This window comes from Campylobacter canis (assembly GCF_045504005.1).
Classification (GTDB): Bacteria; Campylobacterota; Campylobacteria; order Campylobacterales; family Campylobacteraceae; genus Campylobacter_A; species Campylobacter_A canis.
Genome location: NZ_JBJJXH010000003.1, coordinates 202,473 through 223,502, shown reverse-complemented (window position 1 = coordinate 223,502; position 21,030 = coordinate 202,473). Strand labels below are relative to the sequence as shown.

General features: G+C 38.6%; 23 protein-coding genes and 1 other RNA gene. 4 read left to right on the top strand and 20 right to left on the bottom strand.

The window, feature by feature from the left end:
* Positions 1-193 precede the first annotated feature (193 nt).
* From rnpB to ACHJH3_RS04570, 5 genes are all read right to left on the bottom strand, one after another.
* An RNA gene (rnpB, locus tag ACHJH3_RS04590) (RNase P RNA component class A) lies at positions 194-522 on the bottom strand.
* A 5-nt stretch (positions 523-527) separates the two neighbouring features.
* Entirely contained in the window at positions 528-1,142 is a 615-nt protein-coding gene (locus tag ACHJH3_RS04585) for a Type 1 glutamine amidotransferase-like domain-containing protein (RefSeq protein ID WP_407063773.1), read from the bottom strand.
* Complete coding sequence (locus ACHJH3_RS04580) at positions 1,139-1,489, bottom strand: CREC-EF hand family protein (protein ID WP_407063772.1); 351 nt, start codon at positions 1,487-1,489, stop codon at positions 1,139-1,141. Before ACHJH3_RS04580 ends, ACHJH3_RS04585 begins: the two co-directional genes overlap by 4 nt.
* A gap of 9 nt (positions 1,490-1,498) precedes the next feature.
* Entirely contained in the window at positions 1,499-2,623 is a 1,125-nt protein-coding gene (truD, locus tag ACHJH3_RS04575) for a tRNA pseudouridine(13) synthase TruD (protein WP_407063771.1), read from the bottom strand.
* A complete protein-coding gene (locus ACHJH3_RS04570; protein WP_173030997.1) occupies positions 2,601-3,422 on the bottom strand; it encodes a thiamine-phosphate kinase in 822 nt (273 codons plus the stop codon). The genes truD and ACHJH3_RS04570 overlap by 23 nt, the downstream gene beginning before the upstream one ends.
* An 87-nt stretch (positions 3,423-3,509) precedes the next feature.
* On the opposite strand from ACHJH3_RS04570, the gene ACHJH3_RS04565 reads away from it, so the two are divergent.
* The 3 genes from ACHJH3_RS04565 (at position 3,510) to ACHJH3_RS04555 (ending at position 6,253) form a co-directional block, all read left to right on the top strand.
* Positions 3,510-4,550, top strand: coding sequence for an HdrB C-terminal domain-containing protein (locus ACHJH3_RS04565; protein WP_407063770.1), 1,041 nt, complete (start codon positions 3,510-3,512; stop codon positions 4,548-4,550).
* Between the two features lie 93 nt (positions 4,551-4,643).
* Complete coding sequence (locus ACHJH3_RS04560) at positions 4,644-5,585, top strand: 4Fe-4S dicluster domain-containing protein (protein WP_407063769.1); 942 nt, start codon at positions 4,644-4,646, stop codon at positions 5,583-5,585.
* Positions 5,582-6,253 (top strand): cytochrome b/b6 domain-containing protein, encoded by a 672-nt coding sequence (locus ACHJH3_RS04555; protein ID WP_407063768.1) that lies wholly within the window; start codon positions 5,582-5,584, stop codon positions 6,251-6,253. The genes ACHJH3_RS04560 and ACHJH3_RS04555 overlap by 4 nt, the downstream gene beginning before the upstream one ends.
* An 8-nt stretch (positions 6,254-6,261) precedes the next feature.
* Here ACHJH3_RS04555 and ACHJH3_RS04550 read toward each other — a convergent pair whose 3' ends face one another.
* From ACHJH3_RS04550 to ACHJH3_RS04480, 15 genes are all read right to left on the bottom strand, one after another.
* Positions 6,262-6,702 carry a helicase IV gene (locus tag ACHJH3_RS04550; RefSeq protein ID WP_407063767.1) on the bottom strand — a complete coding sequence of 147 codons (441 nt, stop codon included), beginning with the start codon at positions 6,700-6,702 and terminating at the stop codon, positions 6,262-6,264.
* 28 nt (positions 6,703-6,730) lie between these two features.
* Positions 6,731-7,426: an ABC transporter ATP-binding protein gene (locus tag ACHJH3_RS04545; RefSeq protein ID WP_169941504.1), complete on the bottom strand. Its 696-nt coding sequence runs from the start codon at positions 7,424-7,426 to the stop codon at positions 6,731-6,733.
* A complete protein-coding gene (locus ACHJH3_RS04540; RefSeq protein ID WP_407063766.1) occupies positions 7,423-8,187 on the bottom strand; it encodes an ABC transporter ATP-binding protein in 765 nt (254 codons plus the stop codon). Before ACHJH3_RS04540 ends, ACHJH3_RS04545 begins: the two co-directional genes overlap by 4 nt.
* Positions 8,184-9,215: a branched-chain amino acid ABC transporter permease gene (locus tag ACHJH3_RS04535; RefSeq protein ID WP_407063765.1), complete on the bottom strand. Its 1,032-nt coding sequence runs from the start codon at positions 9,213-9,215 to the stop codon at positions 8,184-8,186. The genes ACHJH3_RS04540 and ACHJH3_RS04535 overlap by 4 nt, the downstream gene beginning before the upstream one ends.
* Positions 9,216-10,112 carry a branched-chain amino acid ABC transporter permease gene (locus ACHJH3_RS04530; RefSeq protein WP_407063764.1) on the bottom strand — a complete coding sequence of 299 codons (897 nt, stop codon included), beginning with the start codon at positions 10,110-10,112 and terminating at the stop codon, positions 9,216-9,218.
* 29 nt (positions 10,113-10,141) lie between these two features.
* Positions 10,142-11,260: an ABC transporter substrate-binding protein gene (locus tag ACHJH3_RS04525; RefSeq protein WP_407063763.1), complete on the bottom strand. Its 1,119-nt coding sequence runs from the start codon at positions 11,258-11,260 to the stop codon at positions 10,142-10,144.
* 251 nt (positions 11,261-11,511) lie between these two features.
* Positions 11,512-13,323, bottom strand: a complete 1,812-nt coding sequence (locus tag ACHJH3_RS04520) for a menaquinone biosynthesis decarboxylase (protein WP_407063762.1) — start codon at positions 13,321-13,323, stop codon at positions 11,512-11,514.
* Between the two features lie 19 nt (positions 13,324-13,342).
* Entirely contained in the window at positions 13,343-14,050 is a 708-nt protein-coding gene (locus ACHJH3_RS04515; RefSeq protein ID WP_407063761.1) for a hypothetical protein, read from the bottom strand.
* Positions 14,047-14,985 (bottom strand): hydroxymethylbilane synthase, encoded by a 939-nt coding sequence (hemC, locus tag ACHJH3_RS04510; protein ID WP_407063760.1) that lies wholly within the window; start codon positions 14,983-14,985, stop codon positions 14,047-14,049. Before hemC ends, ACHJH3_RS04515 begins: the two co-directional genes overlap by 4 nt.
* Before the next feature lie 9 nt (positions 14,986-14,994).
* A complete protein-coding gene (locus ACHJH3_RS04505; protein WP_407063759.1) occupies positions 14,995-15,417 on the bottom strand; it encodes an FxsA family protein in 423 nt (140 codons plus the stop codon).
* Entirely contained in the window at positions 15,411-17,114 is a 1,704-nt protein-coding gene (locus ACHJH3_RS04500) for a proline--tRNA ligase (RefSeq protein WP_407063813.1), read from the bottom strand. Before ACHJH3_RS04500 ends, ACHJH3_RS04505 begins: the two co-directional genes overlap by 7 nt.
* Positions 17,114-18,406, bottom strand: coding sequence for a glutamyl-tRNA reductase (gene hemA / locus ACHJH3_RS04495; RefSeq protein WP_407063758.1), 1,293 nt, complete (start codon positions 18,404-18,406; stop codon positions 17,114-17,116). The genes ACHJH3_RS04500 and hemA overlap by 1 nt, the downstream gene beginning before the upstream one ends.
* On the bottom strand, positions 18,406-19,299 hold the full coding sequence (locus ACHJH3_RS04490) for a polyprenyl synthetase family protein (protein WP_407063757.1): 894 nt from the start codon (positions 19,297-19,299) through the stop codon (positions 18,406-18,408). The genes hemA and ACHJH3_RS04490 overlap by 1 nt, the downstream gene beginning before the upstream one ends.
* 12 nt (positions 19,300-19,311) lie before the next feature.
* On the bottom strand, positions 19,312-19,734 hold the full coding sequence (locus ACHJH3_RS04485) for a hypothetical protein (protein WP_407063756.1): 423 nt from the start codon (positions 19,732-19,734) through the stop codon (positions 19,312-19,314).
* The gene (locus ACHJH3_RS04480) at positions 19,727-19,984 is read right to left on the bottom strand and encodes a DUF2018 family protein (protein ID WP_407063755.1); all 258 of its coding nucleotides are present in this window, start codon (positions 19,982-19,984) and stop codon (positions 19,727-19,729) included. Before ACHJH3_RS04480 ends, ACHJH3_RS04485 begins: the two co-directional genes overlap by 8 nt.
* Positions 19,985-20,252: 268 nt before the next feature.
* On the opposite strand from ACHJH3_RS04480, the gene ACHJH3_RS04475 reads away from it, so the two are divergent.
* Entirely contained in the window at positions 20,253-20,975 is a 723-nt protein-coding gene (locus ACHJH3_RS04475) for an alpha/beta hydrolase (RefSeq protein WP_407063754.1), read from the top strand.
* The last annotated feature ends 55 nt before the right edge of the window (positions 20,976-21,030 follow it).

Here is a 21,030-nt window from a genome sequence, read left to right as displayed (position 1 = left end):
TTGATATTTTTTGAAATTTGACTATCAAAAATAGCGCAAATTTCAAAATTACAAAGATTGCAACAACCTCAAACCAGAAATTTACCGGCTCTTGCCGGAAACAATCTCTTCAAAATCACGGAATACAAAAATAATCCGAAACAGCTACGCTTTGCAAACACAAGATAGTTAAATTTGTAGGATTAAATGCATAAATAAAGGCACGGCGATAAGCCGAGTTCTGTCGTGAGTGATTATTTATCTAATCCAAATTTCGCAACTTGGCTCTAGCGAAGGGTTTAACATAAGACTAAAACCATCCCTTCTTGCTGCAAGTCGGGTTTATATAGCCGCCATGCTTTCGCGTGGCGCTGGTGGGCTCTTACCCCGCCGTTTCACCATCACCGCCGAAGCGGCAGTCTGCTTTCTGTTACACTATCCCTTAGGTTTCCCTAGCCATCCGTTAGATGGGACTTTGTCTTATAGCAGCTCGGACTTTCCTCTTTTAAACCGGAATTTAAAAGCAATCACTTGCCGTGCCGATGAGATTATAGCGACTTTGCGCTTAAAATAACCGCTTCTTCACTTCGAACCAGAATCGCTTCTGAGTTATTTATCGCTTTTAGATCTATTTTCTCGCCAAAATTTGCAGTTATACTCCTGCACGCATCTTCAAACGGAAATTCGCCCAAGTGAGGCAAGGTATAAAAGCTAACTAAATTTAAAGCGCTAAGATCTTTTAGCTCTACTAAATTTTCATCCATTAGCCCTATATACTCGATATCAGGCGATGTTATTATGCCGCCTGCCGATTCGCCGATATAAATTTTGCCGCTGTTTACAAAGCTCTTTAGCTCGCTCATGATGCCAGATTTTTTAAGCTCGCTTAAGAGATAAAAAGTATTTCCTCCACACACGTAGATGAAGTCGTTTTGGCTAAATTTCTTCAAAATTTCCGTCTTGTCGCTTACCGAGATATCAAGCTCATCGACTTTCACGCCAGCATTTTTAAAGCACTCTTTTGCCTCATCTAAGTAGAAATTTACCTCTTCAAATTTACTAGCCGTTGATATGAAGCAAACACTCTTTCCCTCGCAGTCAAATTTATCCGCAAAGAGCTCAAAGACTCCTGCAAAATAAGAGCACAAAAAGATATTTTTCACGATTTTCCTTTTTGGTTGCTTTTTGATTTTTTAAAATTTTCTTGCTCTTCCTTGATCTCGCAAGGATCTTTTATGTATTCGATACTACCCTCAAGCTCGCTTTCCCACTCAAGCTTACCGTCTTTGTTTTTATCAAATTTTTTAAACTCCGCTTCGCTAAAATCTTCAAATTTAACTCTAAAATTATCCATACTCTTTATATTTTTCCACTCGTTCATATCAAGTACGCCGTCTAAATCCATATCATTTTCATAGACGAAAGCTTCCGCAGCAGGAGGCGACTCACAAGCCTTTGTAAATCCCAAAAAACATGCTAAACATCCTAAAACAATCACAAAATATCGCATATTCTCTCCTTATTTGAAAATATCCTTATGCAAAATTTCTTCCAAAACCACAGTCGCATAAGAGCCCTTTTGTAAAGTAAAATTTATGCCAAAATGCGCTTTTTCAGGATTGTATTTATATTGAACATTTTCAAGATAGCTCCAAGCAAAACGCCTACTCCCGCTCATTTTTGCTTCAAATTCACTTGCCTCGCTAAAGATATCATCCTCTATCTTTTTAGCAAGCCCCTCGCTTTTATACGCCCTACTTCCCACGATAAGCCCGCAGCTGGTTCTATCTTTGAGATTAAATTTCTCAACCTCGCTTTGCAAATCCTCACACAAAAAATACTTACCAAAAGGATAATGACCCAAAACTTCGCCACGAATCAGCTTAAAAAACTGCTTTTGACTCTTTAACTCTCTTATCTCGTCCGCACTCATAAATTTATAAATTTCACCCAACTCTTTTGCGCTAAATTCATCTGCAAATCGCGAAATTTCGATACGCTTACTAAGCCAGCGGTTAAAAAGATCGCTTTGATAAGCGGAGATTAAAAACTCGCTCATTTTTGGATTTTTAAGCTTTTTGCCGTTTAGAGTTCCGTGCTTTAAAATTTCAAATCCGCTAGCTGCATTATCGCCAAATTTGCCAAACCTCTGATAGCCAAAATAGTTCGGATATCCGATCTCATCTAGCTTCTTAATAGCCTGCTCAAGCTTAAGAGCATCGGTTGCAAGGACCTTTTTAAGACGGATAAAAAAACTATTGCCCTTTAAATGACCTATTCTTAGTTTATTGTTATGAGCGTTCATGTTTAGAATTTTCATTTTATCGTGGCTAAAATTTGCCAAATTCGCCTCAAATTTACGCGGCATAGAGATAAACTGAGTAGTCATTCCCTGCTTATCCTTAAGCCCCGCATAGCCAAATTCTTTTATCTTAACGCCCGTAAAGTCGCTTAAAGCTTTTAGGGCTTCTTGTGTCGTCATATCTTTTTTGGAAATTTCAACAATAAGATGCTCGCCGTCTCCGCTAAATTCGTAAAGCGGTATTTCACGCACTACAAAATCATCCGAATTCTTGCTAAAGTAAGCGTTTATAGGAGTGTGAGCGAGTGCGTATAAGGGCTTAAAAGTGGTGTTGTCTTGCATGGGTTTTGTATCTTCCTTTTGTGATTTTTCCAAAAATATTTATTTTTACGCGAGCTTTTTTGGCTTCGTTTTTGATCCTGTGCAAATTTTTTTTGCTAAACGTAAAAAGCACTTCGTACTCTTCGCCGCTTAGCATTTGATTTTTAGGGATTTGCTTGATAAATTTTACCGCACAACCGCTTGACTTGCAAAGCTTAATCAAATCCGCACCAAGCCCGTCACTAATATCCATAGCGGAATTTATAAACCTGCTAGCCGAATAAAAGAATTTATCCCTTAAAATCGGTCTTTTAAAGCGAGAATTTCTACTTACCGCTCCGCCGTTCATCAAAGCTTTTAATCCCTTTAAACTCTCTCCAAGCTTTCCCGTATAAGCTATAAAATCGCCTTTTTTTGCGCCATTTCTAAAGATAGGCTTATCGTAAATTATTGAAACAACGGTTACGCTTATAAAGATTTTATCGCTACTTATCGTATCGCCGCCTATTATCGTTAATCCAAACTCATCGCACGCCTTTTGGATACCTGATTTAAGCAAAGAAATTTCAGCGGGCTTTATGTCCTTAGGAAGTCCAAGCCCCAAAAGCGCGTATTTAGGAACCGCATTCATAACGATAGCGTCTGAGATATTTACGATCATCGCCTTGTAAGAAACCTCATCAAGGCTAAGCCAAGATCTCTTAAAGTGCGTATTTTCGTAAAACAGATCCTTACTATAGACCCATTTTCCCGCAACCGCACCGTCATCGCCTATAAATGAGTTGCTAAATTTATCGATTATCAGCTGTTCTTTATCCATGCCACATTTTATAAAATTTGACGTTAAAAACTACTTCAAACGTTAGTTAAGCTAAAATTTTATAAACTACCCTTAAAAGGACGGCAGATGCTTGAAGTGAGAATTTTTAGATTTAACGCCAAAAACGATGTATTAAGATACCACAAACCATATTTTTTTGAAAACTACAACTTTAAAAACTTACAAGATTTACTAGAGGATATTAAAAAAAACGATCCGTATTTTGATTTTGAAGGGGTTAAATTTGTAAAGATAAACGGCGTAGTAGTTAGCCTAGATACGAACTTTGATCTAATCTTAAACCGCTTTGAGAGCACTCTTATCATAGAGCCTTTAAGCACAAAAAGAGCGGTAAAAGATCTCATCATAAACGATGACGACTTTATGGGGAAAATCAAGCTATTTAGTAAATTTTATACAAAAGAGGATACTAAATTTTACGAGAACCTAAAGCCGTATTTTTATGCAGGATTTATGAGTGAATTTGAGCCAAATTTCATAGGCTCAAGCACGATAATATTTGCTAAATTTCTATGCGAAAAATATCCTGATAAAAAAGATGAAATTTTAGCCGTCGTAAGCGATAGCAAATTTGGCGTATGGATAGCGGGAGATTTAAAAGAGCGGATATTTTGGAATGATGAAATTTACAAAGGGGCTTTAGAATTCATAAAATCAAATTTAAAAGAGCCCGAAAGAAAACTGCCTGCTCTGAGTGCTGAAATGAAAATAGAAAAACTAAATTTCAAACATGATTTTAAGGATTTTACAATCGCAAGCTACGGTGAAATTTCGGACGAGATAAGAAGTCTAAAGGCAAAATTTATCAGCACCGATAGCCAAAATTTGCCTTGCGGATTTGAATTGATCGGACTAAATGACGAGCTTGCCTTTAAACTTGCCGGCAAAATTTTATTTGACGCGTTTGATAGCGGAGCTGATTTTTTACTGGTTGATAACGAACAAGCCTTTTATATGTTTGATACGCTTTCAAACAAACTGCAAAAATCAATCGGTAGAAGCTTGGAAAAATTTTATATCCTACGCACAGCCGAGCTTGTAAGCCTAGCAAACGGCGAAATTCCAATAAGTATAAAAAATCATAAGCTAAAAGTAAGATTGGTCTAAATTTAAAATCATAGTTTTATACAAGTCGCTTTTCGTAACATTATCACTGACAAATTCCAAGCATGTTAGTATCATAAACAAAAAGGATTAGCGATGAATAGACGAAATTTCTTCAAATTTAGCGCTGTTTCTGCGCTTGGAGCGACTGTCGCCGAGGCTAAAGCCTTGAGTGATAAACAAATAGCCAGCATAATAGACGTAGATCTTTGCGACGGTTGCGTAAACGAGACTATGCCTCTATGCGTAAAAGCCTGTAAAATCAAAAATGAGCCTATATTTCCGGTTCCAAAAGAGCCGATCATGGACTACTGGCCGCAGACTAAGCATGAGGACTACTCAAAACAAAAGGATAATATCTCAAGGCTTACTCCATATAACTTCACATATATAGAAAAACTAGAAGTAGATGGAAAAACGCTTTATATCCCTAGACGCTGCATGCACTGCGATCATCCTCCCTGTCAAAAAATCTGCCCTTTTGGCGTTATAAGTAAGAGCAAAGAGGGTGCGGTGGATATAGACAAAGATTTTTGCGTGGGTGGCGCAAAGTGTAGGGATGCTTGTCCGTGGGGCGTGCCTCAAAGGCAAGCAGGAGTGGGAATATATCTAAAAGTTATGCCAAAACTAGCAGGCGGTGGAGTGATGTTTAAGTGCGATATGTGCAAGGAACTGCTAGAACAGAACAAAAATCCGGCATGCGAGATCGCCTGTCCTAAAAACGCTATAAAATTCGGAAAGCGAGATGAAATTTTCGCCATTGCAAACGAGATGAAAAAAACTCGCTTTATATACGGTATGGATGAAAATGGCGGCACATCAACCATTTATGTAAGCTCTGTTGATTTTAATAAAATTGATAACGCAATATCCAAAAAATATGAGAACAAGCCAAAAATGGGAATAATGGATATGAAAAATCATCTAAACCCTATGGAAAAATCGCAATTTCTAGCAGCTGCAACTCTAGTAACTCCTATTGCAGCATTTGGTGCTGCGAGCATAGCCGTCATAAAGAGTATAAAAGAGAAAAAATGAGATCAAATGCCAATAAACAAAAGATAAAGAGACAGAGCTTGCAAAACCGCGTTATACATTGGGGAATAGCTATAAGTATATTTGGACTGATAGTAACCGGAATTTTACAAATGCCGGTAGCAAAAAGATACAACATAACCAAAATTTTTGAATGGAGTGGAGAGTATTTTTTCACACTAAGCCTACACTATATGTTCTCAGTGGCGCTTATATTTTTTGCATTTTATCACGTGATATATCACTCTATGAAGCGCGAATTTGATATATTTCCAAAAAAAGGAGATATCAAAAACAGCTTTCTTGTGATAAAAGCGATGATTACGGGTTCGGACGAGCCTGCAAGCGATAAATATCTACCTGAACAGCGCATAGCATATCTTGGCGGAGTGCTTATAATAGCGCTTTTAATAGTTACGGGCATGATAAAATCGTATAAAAATATACTCGGATTTGATATCTCAAACGATCTTTACCTATGGGTAGCACTGCTTCACAATTTAGGGCTAATTTTAATAATTCTATTTATAATAGCTCATCTATTGGCTTTCATTCCAAAAGCAAATCGCCCACTTTTAAGCGGTATGTTTAGCGGTAAAATAGATGCAAAATACGCCAAACACAGACATAGCTTGTGGAAAGACATCAAAGACGAGTCTAAATTTTCTTAGACACTATTTTACTTTGCCAAATTTATATACTTAATGTTAAATTTGGCAAATTCTATTTGAAAAAATTGATTAAGATCCCTTAGGCTATCGTCGTTCATCTCAATTAACTTAAGGCGGTTTTTCTTGTAAATTTTAATCTTCTTTTTCTTACGCTTAAGATAAGCAGGCGTTTCAAGCCCCCAAAATTCGATATAAACATCATAATCAACCAGATAAAAATCGCTAATCACTCGCTGATTTGCATTCGCCTTTTTCTCGTAGATAAATTTCACTCTGCGATAAAAGAGCCAGTTTGCGATAACCAGCTCCGCCCTACTCTTTACCATGTCGCCACTATCGCTTTTATAGCGAGTTTGTTTGATCTTTGTTTTTCGCGAAAGCCTTATTAAAAGAGCTATCAGGATTAAAACTAGTATAGCGATAACGATAGTTTTTAAGTCTATTTGCAAAAGATCTCTTTAAATTTAAACACCGAATTTAAGCCCCAAGATATTTGCGCCTGATCTCATCATTGCCTATCATATCTTTTGCAACACCTTGCATAGCGATTTTTCCGTTTTCAAGCACGTATGCGTAGTCGCTTATCTTAAGTGCTGCAAAGGCGTTTTGCTCGACTAAAAGTATGGTTATACCCTCCTCTTTTAGCCTAACTATGGTATTAAAGACCTCTCCTACTATCTTTGGCGCAAGCCCAAGGCTAGGTTCATCAAGCATAAGTAGCTTAGGCTCACTCATTAGCGCACGTGAGATGGCCAGCATCTGCGCCTCTCCGCCGCTTAAAGTTCCTGCAAGTTGCTGCTTTTTATCCGCCAAGCGAGGAAATAGTCTATACATTTGAGAGCGTAAGTGCTCGTAGTTTTCGTCGTTATTAAAAGCGCCCATACGTAAATTTTCATCAACCGTCAAATTTATAAACACTCTCCTACCTTCAGGAACCAGCGCTATGCCGTGCCTAACAAGAGTATGAGTCTTGTGCCTTCTTGTATCATAACCCAAGAAATTTATCTCGCCTGTCTTTTTAACGCTGTTTAAAAGCGCGTTTAAAGTAGAGGTTTTACCAGCACCATTTGAGCCGATAAGAGAGACGATATCACCTGTTTTAACCTCAAAATCTATCCCTTTAACAGCTTCTATAAGTCCGTAATAAACGTGCAAATCTTTAACGCTAATCATTGAATAAAATCTCCCAAATAAGCAGATACGACCTTTTCGTTACGCACGGCGTCGCTTGGCTTACCCTCAAAAATTACCTTACCGTAATCAAGTACCAAAACGCGCTCGCAAAGGCGATTAACAAACTTCATGTCATGCTCTATAAGTAAAATACTAAGCTTGTATTTTTCCCTAAGCATAAAGATAAGCTCAGCAAGATCTTCGGTCTCTATAGGATTCATGCCTGCTGCAGGTTCATCTAGCAGCAAGAGCTTGGGATTTGTCGCCATAGCTCTAGCTATCTCGACCTTCCTTTGAACCCCGTAACTTAAGCTTGTAGCAGGCTCGTTCGCATAACCGCTTAAATTTAGCTCGTTAAGTATATCCATGGCTTTTTCGCGTGCGATTCGCTCCTCTTTATGAAAGCGTCCCATGTGCAAAATACTCTCGATAAAGCTATATTTTATATGTCCATCAAGTCCGATTAAGACGTTTTCAAGCACGCTCATAGAGCTAAAAAGGCGGATATTTTGAAATGTCCTTGCTATGCCGTGCCTAACGATAACGTTTGGCTTTTTGCCGTTTAGCGTAACGCCGTTAAATTTAACCTCTCCGCCGCTTGGTTCGTAATTGCCCGTGATGATATTAAAGATAGTCGTCTTACCAGCACCGTTTGGACCTATAAGACCAAAAATTTCACTTTCGTTTACATGAAAACTTGTGTCGTTTATAGCAGTTACTCCGCCAAATTTCTTACTGATATTTTTTAGCTCTAAAATCATCGTTTAAGCCTTTTGATAGCCGATCTAGCTACATCCGTTAGCTCTCTTTTGCCAAAAATTCCCTCTCTTGCAAACAGCATAACAAGTATAAGTATAACCGAAAACACAATCATTCTAAGCCCAGGCATCGCATCAAATGTATGACCAAACATGCTTATCGGCTCATCTAAAAATCTAAGCCACTCTCCGCCTCCTATCACCAAGATAGTGCCTAAAATAGCTCCCGTCATAGAGCCAAGTCCGCCAAGAACGATGATAATAAGCAGCTGGAAAGTTAGATAAAAATCAAACTCATTCGGCACGATAGAGGCAAACGAGCACGCCCAAAGCCCTCCGCCGACACCTTCTAAAAACGCCGAGGTGCTAAAAGCGGTAGTCTTAACGGCAAAGGTATTTACACCCATAGCAAGTGCCGCATCCTCGTCATCTCTTACGGCTTTCATCGCGCGACCGAATTTCGAATAAACTATATTTAGCACCATAATAACGCTAATAATAGCAATCCCACCCGTATAATAAAGCGTAGCGTGCTGAGGTATGGAGCTAAGTCCAAGTGATCCGTTTGTGATGGACGGATAGTTGATGGCTAAAATTTTAATAATAAAACCAAAGCCAAGCGTAACAATAGCTAGATAATCGCCCCTTACGCGAAATACCGGAAAGGAAAGAACCAAAGCAAGTATAGTAGCACAAACTCCTGCGGCAAGAAGAGCTAGCAAGAAATTTGACGAGTGAAGCCAAAGGACAAATGCTGCAGGACTTTCAAGATCAAACTGATAGTTTTTAGCGTCCGCATCAAGAAGTATAAGAGCAGCCACATAAGCTCCAACCGCCACAAAGCCATTTGGCTCAAGCGAAAACTGTCCTGTAACGCCGTTTATAAGGTTGTAACTAACCGCCAAGATAATAAAAATGGCGATATTGTTTAAAACCCTCAAAGAGTAATCATCAAAAATATAATGAGATATAACCAAAAAACCCACAGCCAAAGCAAAAAATATGATATGCGTAATCTTAGGAACTCTCATCTAAAACCTACTCTTTTCAAAGTCATAGCCTAAAATTCCCGTAGGCTTAAATATAAGTATAAGAATCAAAAATATAAAAGCAAAAGCATCTTTAAAGCCTGAAAATTCAGGACTTAAAGATACTACGACAACTTCCGTAAATCCTATGATAAATCCTCCAAGCACGGCTCCGCCAACCGATCCTATGCCTCCAAGAACGGCTGCGGCAAAGGCTTTAAGACCTATCAAAACTCCCATCATAGGCTCGATAGACGGGTAATTTAGCGACCAAAACACGCCACCGATAGCTGCAAGCATAGAACCAAGCGCAAATACTATCGCAATAATCAAATTTGCGTCTATTCCCATTAAATTTACGGTATGGATATCAAAGGCAAGCGCTCTTATCGCCATTCCGTATTTGGTGCGGTAAAGTATAAAAAGCGTAATAACCAATAAAACAAGAGTGATGATAGGAACAAAAACCGCGCTCATAGCCAAAGTAATATCTCCAAACGTTAAGACTTTTTGCAGATATTGCGGTATGACAAAGGCTTTAGCCTCGCTACCAAAAATAACGTTAAATAGATTTTCAAGTAAAAAACTAATGCCAATCGCGGTAATGAGTAGCGAAATTCTAGGCGCTTTACGAAGCGGCTTATAAGCTATCGTGTCCGTTATGATACCAAGGGCTGCGCATATGGTTACGGCAAAGACAACCGCCGCGATAAATGGCAAATTTAAAGAAACCATACCAAAAAAGCAGACATAAGCCCCTACCATCATGATATCGCCGTGAGCGAAATTTATAAGCCTTAAAACCCCATAAACCATAGTATAGCCTATGGCAATAAGTGCATACATACTACCAAGGCTAAAACCGTTCACCATATTTTGTAAAAATAGTGAAAATTCCATCATCACTCCGAGTTTAAAGTATTTAAATTTTAAGGATTAACGTTTGCTTTAAACGTCGGTTTGCCGCCAACTATCTCTTTCATTACGACAGAGCGGATGGCATTTCCCTTAGAGTCTATACTAATTACACCCGAAACGCCTGAAAATTCTTTAGTTTGGTGAATTTGATCGTTTACACAAACCGAATCGCTAGGATCTGCGCACTTATCCATAGCCTCAACCATTACAAAATAAGCGTCCGCTCCAAGAGCCGTAAAGCCCGCTATATCTCTTGTACCTTTATCTTTTTCATACTCGTCTAAAAATTTCTTTGAAAGCTCTGTAGGAGGATTTGAAGCGTCAAACGAATCGCTAAAGATAAATCCGTCTACCGAATCTCCGCCAAGCTCTATGAAGGTTGGATTTGCCACACCGTCTGATCCAAGCATAGGTTTATTTAAATTTATTTGCTTGGCTTGGCGCGCTAGCAAAGCCGCTTCCGGATGATACGTAGGCACATAGACAAAGTCTGGATTTTGGCTTTTTATCTGTGAAACTATCGCCTTAAAGTCCTTATCTCCGGAGCTTATTCTAAGCTTTGTTAAAACCTTGCCGCCGTTTTTGGTAAATTCAGCCTCAAACGTCTTAGCAAGCCCAAGAGAATACACCTGAGCTTGATCCACGACGATAACTGCAGTTTTATATCCTAGATCCTTTGCCGCAAATTCAGCCGCAGCCTTGCCTTGAAACGAATCCATAAAGCAAACTCTGCTACCAAATTTCACATTATCAAGAAGCTTGTCCGATGTCGCAGCAGGCGCTATTACGGGAATTTTGTTTTTATCAGATATCGCCATTACCTGCATGGTGTTAGCGGTGATTAGCTCGCCGATGATACCTACAGCTTTATTTTGCGAGATAGCCCTTGTGGTGGCGTTTGAAGTCTCAACCTTCTCGCCTCTTGTATCAAGCAAAACAACCTTGATCGTATCGCCGTTTTTTAGGGTCGGGCGCATTTTATTTGCCAAGGTTACTCCCTCGTAAGCCGTCTGTCCATAAGCGGCAACAGCACCGGTTACCGGCATAACCGCAGCTATGGTTATCTCTTTTGCAAAGCCGAACGAACTGATAGCCGCCAAGGATAGTGCTAAAGTAGTTATTTTTTTCATTTTTACTCCTTAATAATTTATGTGTTACATTATATTACAAATTTAAGAGCAAATGAGTATTTTTGATCCCATTATGATAATTTTAAATGCGTATTAGTTAAGAATTTACTCAATCTATATAAAAATTATTGTTAATTAGTAACATTTTAGTAGGATATCTTATAGCAAAAAGAATTGTAAAAAATAAAAATATAAAATTTTACGCCCGAATTTAACAAATTTACTCAATCAAATTCGGGCAAGGGCGTAATCTATCCAAATATCTCAAATTTTTTAAATAGATTCTCATCGTTTTCAACGATACCGCGCTCAATGAGGCTTCTTACGACTTCAGGAGTGCAATCAGTCTGCTTTGGCCACCCTCTATCATAGCCATCCTCAACCCCTTTTTGCGTAGCATCTACAAAAACCACGCTTTGTTTTATGTATATATCGCGCATAGCGTCTATGTTATTAGTAACTCTCCAAACGAGCATATATGGATTTTCAAGATAGTTTTCAGCCCCTACGAAAACAACTATTTTAAAGTACTGTTTAAGCTGCATAAATTTATCAAGCGTCTCTTTTAAAGGGCGTTTTTTATTGTATTTAATAACGCAGATAGGAGATTTGGTATCGGTTTTAAACTGCTTAACCTCAAGAACATCCTCATCAATCTCTTTAAATTTCTCAAACAAAGTATCATCGGCTAAAATTTCCACCTCACCTTCGCTAAAGTCCGCAGTCGCATCTATACCAAGCTTACCTCCATAGCAAGAATTTGGACTGGCATGGTCAAGCTGATCACAAACTCCTTCTGTTATCAAAAGCCCTTTTACTCCAAATCTGTTTAAAATATAGTCGGTAAATTTATCATACTCGCTAGTATTTGGTGCACTCTCATCAACAAACACCGCATGCTTGACAAAGCTCATCTGTCCAACGCCCCAGAATGCATGCATAGCCTGCTTAGCATGCCCCGGATATAGTGTCTCAAGCTTTGCTAGGATAAGGTTGTGAAACACTCCGTTTTCAGGCATATCATAATCAATCAGCTCAGGCACGGTAGTCTGAAGAAGCGGTAAGAAAATTCGCCCCGTAGCCCAGCCCATATATTTATCTTCAAGCGGCGGCTTACCCACAACGGTCGCATGAAAAATCGGCTCTCGCTTATGCGTAATCGCCGTAACATCCATCACGGGAAAAGGCTCAATTGGCGTATAAAAGCCCGTATGATCGCCAAAAGGTCCTTCAAGCTCGGTTTTAGAGGTATCAACAAATCCTTCGATAACAAAATCCACATCATGCGGAACGTAAATTTCATTTGTAAGCGATTTTACAAGCTTAGCAGGGCTTTTTCTAATAAAGCCGTAAAGAAGCAGCTCAAAAATGCCTTTTGGAAGAGGAGCCTGACCGCACCAGATATAAAGCGGATCACCGCCGATCGCTACGGATACGGGCATCTTCTTGCCAGCACGCTTATACTCGTTAAAGAAATTTGCGCCGTCTTTATGTATCTGCCAATGCATTCCAAGGCGATTTTTATCGTAAATTTGCAAGCGATACATGCCCAAATTCGCAAGCTCTCCATCAAGGCTTTGAGTATAAACTTGCCCCATCGTGATAAACGCGCCTCCGTCAAGCTCCCAAGTCTTAAGCACAGGCAAACTAAAGAGATCAACCTCATCGCCTTTGAATTTCACCTGCTGGCACTCACCTTCGCCTTTTATGCGCTTTGTAAATACATTTCTTAAACCAAAAAGATAGCTCATGAAATTTAGCTTTTGTGCAAAACCCTTTGGCTTTTTTGGCTTTAAAAGATTTGAAATTTCCTTAGCCACTTCATCAGGATCTACTCCCATTATAAGCTTGGTCGCTTCAAAACTTCCAAATATATTTGTAAGTACGGGAGCAAATTTACGACCCGATTTTTTACAAACGGGATTCGTAAAAAGCAACGCCTTGCTATCAGGCTTTTTAACCTCGATATAACTTGCATGTGCTATCTCAAGGTGTATATCTACGGGTTTATCAATGATTTTTAAGAGATCATGCTGCTTTAATAAATCAATATACTTTTGCATAAATTTTCCTTGTTTCGTTTTATGTCATCTTAAAAAGATACCATTTGGGAGCAATCTTTTCTATCATTATATAGAGATTTTCATGCATAAGAGGAGCATCTTCTTCTTTTTCTACTCTAAAAAATCCGACTATATTATCAACCATACCGCCGACTACTATCGTAAAGATATTGTCGTTATTTTCTATATGCGATAGATGTAAGGATTTCAAAATTCGCTCTATTTGATCGTTTTTGTCTGAAAAATTTGAGCCGTAAATTTCAAAAATTCGCTCAAATTTATGCAAATTTTCTTTGCCGAATTTGATAAGCTCACTGTCTTTTGCCACGGTAAGTTTTAAATTTTCAAGATCAAGATCTTTCCTCTGCTTATCACTAATCTTTTCATAGTGATAAATCAGATCTTTTATAACGCCTGTCATCGCCAGCGATCTAACTGCATAAATTCCGTCTTCAATCATATAAACATAAAGATCAAAATGCTCGTTGCCATCATTTGAGCTTAAACTAACTCTAAAAACATCAAATTCATAACCTCTGCCAAGAGGAGTTATCTCGGTTATATAAAAACCTTTAATATTAAAATCATGATTTCGCCTAGCGGCTTCGCCTCTAAAATGCTTAGCTTTATCAAAATTCGGATTTGTAAAAAGCTCTTTTATGATATCTACATTTGAACTTCCAAAAGCAATAGCAAAGCTTAAGCCAAGAGCCGTAAGCGCTCTCATGCCTCGTTTGCCATCTCTTCGGCTCGCCTTAAAAGCTCCTTGGCACCCTTAGAGATAAATTCGCGCGCAAGTTCTTTGCCGGCAGTTGCAAATTCGCTCTTTGCCACGGTTAAGCTCTTTTGTAAAACTTCGCTTCCGTCAGGAAGTCCCACGATCGCATTTATACAAATTTGTTCTTTATCAAGCTTTGCATTTATGCCGATAGGCACTTGACAACCGCCCTCAAGCAGCGTTACGAAGTCGCGCTCTACGGTTGTCTCTATAACGGCTCTTTCGTCACGCAAAAACTCTATGGCTTTTAAAATTTCCTCGTTTTCTACAGCCTCTATCCCAAGCGCACCCTGCCCCATCGCAGGTATCATCTGATCTAGTTCAAACGGATAGATAAATTTTACCTCTTCTTTTAAATTTAGGCGATTTATGCCCGCCATTGCTAGGATAATCGCGTCAAATTCGCCCTCTTTTAGCTTTCTTAGTCTAGTTTGCACGTTTCCTCGAAGCGAGATGATTTCTAAATCAGGACGCATTCTTAAAAGCTGCATTTTACGCCTTAAGCTCGTAGTTCCTACTTTGGCACCCTTAGGCAACTCTTCAAATTTAGAGTATTTTTCGCTTATCATCGCATCTCGCACATCCTCACGCGAGCAAATAGCGGCAAGAACGAGCCCATCAGGAAATGCCACAGGCACGTCTTTTAGACTATGAACCGCGATATGCGTTTCGCCTTTTAGCATACTATCTTCAAGCTCTTTGGTAAAAAGTCCCTTACCACCGATCTTAGCAAGCGGAGTATCAAGTATAACGTCGCCTTTTGTCTTCATGCCTACAAGCTCTACCTCTATATCCTTATGAAATTCTAAAATCTTAGCCCTTATATGCTCGCTTTGCCACATTGCAAGGATACTTTTTCTGGTTGCTATTTTTAAATTTTTCATTTTTTACCTTTATTTATATTTGCGCTCTTCTTCGACAACTTCAACATCTATTATTTCGCCTTCCTCGCCGCTTCTTTCATTGTTATAGCTACGAAATTCTCTACTCTGCTCGCTTTTTAAAGATGGATTTTTAAAATTTGAAAACAGAGCAAAGATCACAAGAATAACGCCTAAAGTATCCGTAGCAACACCCGGAAGAAATAGAAAAAATCCGCCTATAGGCATTCCTAAGACACCGAAAAGATCGCTCGGCTTAAGAAGCAGTATCCTTGAAAAAAGCTGAAAAAATCCAACTCTAAACATAAAAAACATCCCCAAAACAGCCGTAGAGATAACCTCTAAAACAAGAGTTAAAAATCCATACTCGCTAATAAAAAAATAAGCGCATATCGCTTCAATCGCGACATAAGGCATAAAAAGAAATCTTAGCATAACGCCTCTTTGATCTTTGCTAAAATTTCATCTTTTGCAATGGAAGTCTTTTGCAAATTTGCTCGATTTATAAACTCGACTTCGCCGCTTTCAAGACCTTTTCCGATTACGACTGCATAAGGAATTCCTATAAGTTCAAATTCACTCATCTTAACGCCAAATCTCTCATTTCTATCATCAAGCAGAGTCGAAATACCAAAGCTTTTAAGCTCGCTATAAAGTTCATTTGCAAATTTTACTCCCGCCTCATCTTTTAAATTTGAGATTATGATATGGACATGAAAAGGCGCACACTCCTTTTTCCAGATACAACCCTTTTCATCATGGCTGGCTTCTATCATAACGGCAACCAAACGACTAACTCCGATACCGTAACAACCCATATAAAAAGGCTTGGCTTTGCCGTTTTCATCAAGGAACGTCGCATTCATCGCGGCTGAGTATTTCTGTCCAAGCTGAAAGATATGCCCTACCTCAATGCCTTTGCTAACGCTGAGTTTTCCGCCGCAATGCGGACATCTGTCGCCTTGCTTAACTTCTGCTAAATCCTTAAATCTATCCGAGTTAAAGTTAGTAACGCTAACGCCCACGAAATGATAATCCTTCTCGTTGGCTCCGCAAATCATCTGCGTTTCGCCTTCAAGCTCTTTATCGATAAAAAATTCCACGCCGCTAAGTCCGATCGGTCCGCAAAATCCCGCTACAATACCAGCTTTCAAAATCTCTTCTTCGTTAGCATCCATTATCTCAAGCGCTGCGCACGCATTAGTAGCCTTAACCTCTTGAAGCTCGTCATCACCACGGATAAAAAACACTACGATCTTTTCTTCGTCTTTATAAATAGCCTTTTTTATCACCGCTTTTATGGTATAAAATTCGCTAACTCTAAAAAATTCGGCTATGTCCTTTATGGTTGTTGCGTTAGGAGTATAAAATTTGCTCGCATCGGCTTCAGGTCTTTGGGCATCGCTAGTTCGCTTTTGTCTTTTAGCGGCTTCTATATTTGCTGCGTATTTACAGCTATCGCATACCAAGATATCGTCTTCGCCGTTGTTTGCAAGAACCATAAATTCCTTGCTTCCGCTTCCACCTATCGCTCCGCTATCTGCTTCAACCGCACGAAAATTTAGCCCCAAACGGGTAAAAATTCTTGAGTAGGTCTCTTCCATAAGATCAAATTCGCGCTTTAGATCCTCTTCGTTTGCATGAAAACTATAAGCGTCTTTCATCAAAAATTCACGGCCTCTAAGCAGTCCAAAGCGAGGGCGCGCCTCATCTCTAAATTTGGTATTTATCTGATACAAATTCAAAGGCAGTTGCTTATAGCTAGTAACCTTACCTCGAACCAGAGCCACAACCGACTCCTCGTTCGTAGGACTTAGAACAAAGTCGTTTTCTTTACGATCCTTAAATCTCAAAAGCTCTTTGCCAAATACATCAAATCGCCCGCTCTCTTTCCAAAGCTCGCCGCTTGTAACCATACTCATGGAAATTTCTTGCGCTCCTGCGTTATCCATCTCCTCTTTAACGACACTTTTTATCTTATCAAGCACGATTTTACCAAGCGGCAAGAAGTTATAAAGCCCGCTTCCCGTCTGCTCGATAAATCCGCCTCTAAGCAAGTAGATATGACTTGGCAGGCTGGCGTCTTTTGGCGCTTCCTTTGAAGTAGGTGCGTATAATCTTGAAAATTTCACTACTCGTTCTCCCATTCAAATTCTTCATCTTTTATCTGCGCTTCGTCGGACACATCAAATATCTTCCCGACAAGCTTTGCCGTTATATCGGCTTTTGCACCCTCTGAAAGGTGTTTTAAATTCACCGTAGGCTTATGCAAAAACGCCTTAAAAACCTGATGTATCAAGCGATACGCCTCATCCTTGTCGGAATTTTTAAGATAGCCCTTTTTTATCGCCTTTTCAAGCTCTCTTTGGGCACACTGCTTAGCCTGCTCTCTTATGCCTTTTATAACGGGCGTTACCGCAAGCTCTCTTATGTGCTTATAAAACTCAACCGTATGCTTTCCAACTATACCGTAAGCTACTTGAGCCTGCTCTTCTCTTAGGGCTAAGTTTTTATTTACGATCTCTTGCAAGTCGTCAACCGCGTAAATTTGCACCTTTTCGCTAGGAGTTACGGCGATATCCCTAGGGACGGCGATATCAAAGAAGTATCTTGTAAATTCCCGCTCCTTGATCATCGTATCATCTATAATCGGATAAGGCGACGCTGTAGCCGAAAAAATCATCTGATATTTATTTACGTATTCTTTTAAATTTTCTAAACTATCATAGGCGTTATTGCACCCCAGCGACATTGCCAAACTCTTGGCACGCTCGATATTTCTGCTAAGCACTTTTACTCTGGCACCGTTGCTGATTAAGTGTTTAGCCGCAAGCTCCGCCATCTCTCCTGCGCCTATTATCAGCGCCATAGATCCGCTTATGTTTCCGCCAAGCAGCTCTTTAGCCTTTGCAACCGCCACACTTGAAACGGATATCGGATTTTTAGAAATTTCAGTCTTATTTCTAACTTCCGCGGCGCACTTAAAGGCATGGTCTATCGCCATATTTAGCTTTACGCCGCAACTTTCGTTCGCACAGGCAAATCTAAAAGCCTCTTTAAGCTGACCTGCTATCTGAGTTTCGCCGATAACCAAACTATCAAGTGAGCTGGCTACCGCAAAAAGATGGTGTATCGCACCGTTATCCTCGTAAATATCGGCTCTGCTTTGCAGCTCCTCGTAGCCAATCCCGCAAAGCACGGCTATACACGACAAGATATGCTTGCTTGCTCCGTCAAGCTCTTTTACGTTTGCCATGATCTCAACCCTGTTACAGGTGCTTAAAACCATGCATTCGTTTATGTTTGAGCTTGATTTTAAAAGCCTTAAAATTTCCGTTTTACGCTCCACATTTGAAAACGACAATCTCTCGCGAACGGAGATGTCGGTATTTTTATGTGTGAAGCTCACACTTGAATAATGCATTAAAATTCCCTATCAATCATACTTCTAACTATATCTTTAAGCCCGTCTAAGCCAAATTCTTCTATGCTTTTTATAGCCTCTTCGCCTAGATCTTTAGCCTCTTTTATAGAGCGTTTTATGATATTAAATTCGCTCATCTTAGCTCTTACCCATTCGTTTTCTTCGCTGCTTAACTCTTTTTTAAAGAGATTTAAAAGCCTGTTTTTGCCCTCTTGGTCTAAATTTTCATAAAGATAGATATAAGGAAGCGTGGTTTTTCCCTCTTTAAAATCGCTTAAATTCGGCTTTCCAAGAGTTTTTGCATCTTGGGTTATATCTAATATGTCATCAATTATCTGAAAAGCAAGTCCTAAATTTTTACCGTAAATTCTAAATTTACTCTCATCAAGACCCGCTAAAATAGCTCCTACGGCGGAGCTAGCCTCTATAAGAACGGCAGTTTTATAATAAATCATCCTTTTATAGGCTTCTTTATCGGTATTAAAAGAATTTGAAAGCTCCACATCCATCATCTCGCCGATACTTAGCTTGCAAACCGCATCAGATATTACGCTTGCGATTTTCTCGCCGAATTTGCAAAGCTCGAAAAATCCCTTAGAGTAAAGTATATCGCCAAGCATTATGGCGTTTTTGGCTCCGAATTTTGCATTTATGCTAGCTTTGCCTCGCCTAGTATCAGATCCGTCTATCACGTCATCGTGAAGCAAGCTTGCAAGGTGAATCAGCTCAATAACGGCACAAATTTTAAGACTCTCTTGAGTTTCGCCCGCTATCTTTAAAATCAGCTTTGAGCGAAGCTTCTTGCCAGAGCTAATCTCGCTAAAAATTTCATCTGCACGCTCATAGTCAAGCTCGGCTATAAAACCTCTCATTATTTCATCAATCTTATCCATAAAACCCCTTATTTACTGCCTTTTGGGATCTTTAAATTCGATCTCAAGGCGTCTTGGTTCATCTTTTATATAAACTTTAAAGTTCGCTTTCGCGCCCTTAAAATCATCAAATTCAAGAAGTAACCAAGCTATGTCGTTTGGCGGCATTTTGTAATCGGGAATAAGGCTTTGCTTATAAGATTTAAGACCTCTTCTAAGCGAAAGAACAAGCTGTCTTGGATAATTTCTATATCGAGTATGGACTATGATGTTTGTATTATCAAAAAGTGTCCATCTAAAGTCAAAACTATCGCGATCGCTAGTGCCTTTTTCGGTTACAAAAACCCTTGCCCACTCGTCTTTTTTAAGCTCGAAAAGATGCTCTTCTTCAAAGGCGATATTTGCCGCTTGCAAGGGCGCTAAAAAAACAAAAAAAACGAATAGTATTTTACTCATTTTGACTTAAAATATCCCCACTAATCCCGATATAGATATCGTTCAAGTTATCGTGAATTTCGGTTTGATTTTGCGTTATAAAAGCGTTTTGCGCAATTTCGCTAAATCCGCTTTGTTCGCAATATATGCTCATCGCTACGAATTTTTCAAGAAGTTTTTCTATTTCGTTTTCTACCAAATTTCTGTTTGCGTTAAATAAAATATCAAAAAATTTATCTCTTGGATTTTGAGCAAAGATATCATAATCCATAAATTTCCTTTAAATAAATTTTAAATTTATTATAGCCAAACAAACTTTTATTTTGATTATAAAAGACGCTTTTTTATTATGTATATATTTAAATAAAATAATATTAAATAATAATTTTATATAAATACGAATTAGAAATTTGCAAGCTGATTTTTTGTATTTTTAAAAAGTGCCAGAGCAAATATTAATATTAAATAGATTGACAAAAAATGATATGACAAGTTAAAATAACAATACAAATATTTTTAATATCGGCTTGAGCTATAAAATGAATCTTGCAAGAAGAAAAATATATATCGGTAAAATACCAGCGATTTTATGGGGTCAGTCATGCGAAAAAATATGCATCTACATACACGGACAATACGGCAACAAAGAAGAAGCGGAATTGTTTTCAAAAATAGTATGCAAACACGGCTGGCAAGTTATTAGCGTTGACTTGCCTGAACACGGCGAAAGAGTGTATGAAAAAGATAAGTTTAATCCTTTAAATGTGGTTGCGGAATTAAAATCACTTATGAATTTTATCAAAAATAGATGGCCTAAAATATCTCTGTATGCAACCAGTATAGGCGCTTATTTTAGCATACTGGCATATAAAAATGATAAAATTTATTCTTGCTTATTTGTATCTCCAATTTTAGATATGAAGAAGTTGATTTTAGATATGATGTCCTACGCCAATGTAACAGCTACTCAACTAGAACAATGCAAAATTATCAAAACAGATTTTGGACAAATCCTTTCTTGGGAATATTTTAAATATGTTTTAGACAATCCTATTGAAAAATGGGATTTACCTACCGAAATACTATATGGCAAAAAAGATGAGATGGTTAAAATAGATACCATAATTAAATTCGCCAGTAATTTTAATTGTTCTGTGACGATATGCAATGAAGCAGAACACTGGTTTCATACAGAAAAACAGTTAAGATATTTGAAAATTTGGATATTGGAAAAATTTTGTAAAGACAAGAACTTTTCCTGAAGAAATTTGGAGTGAAATTTTAAAGTTATAAAAAGATAAAAATTAAAATTTGGCT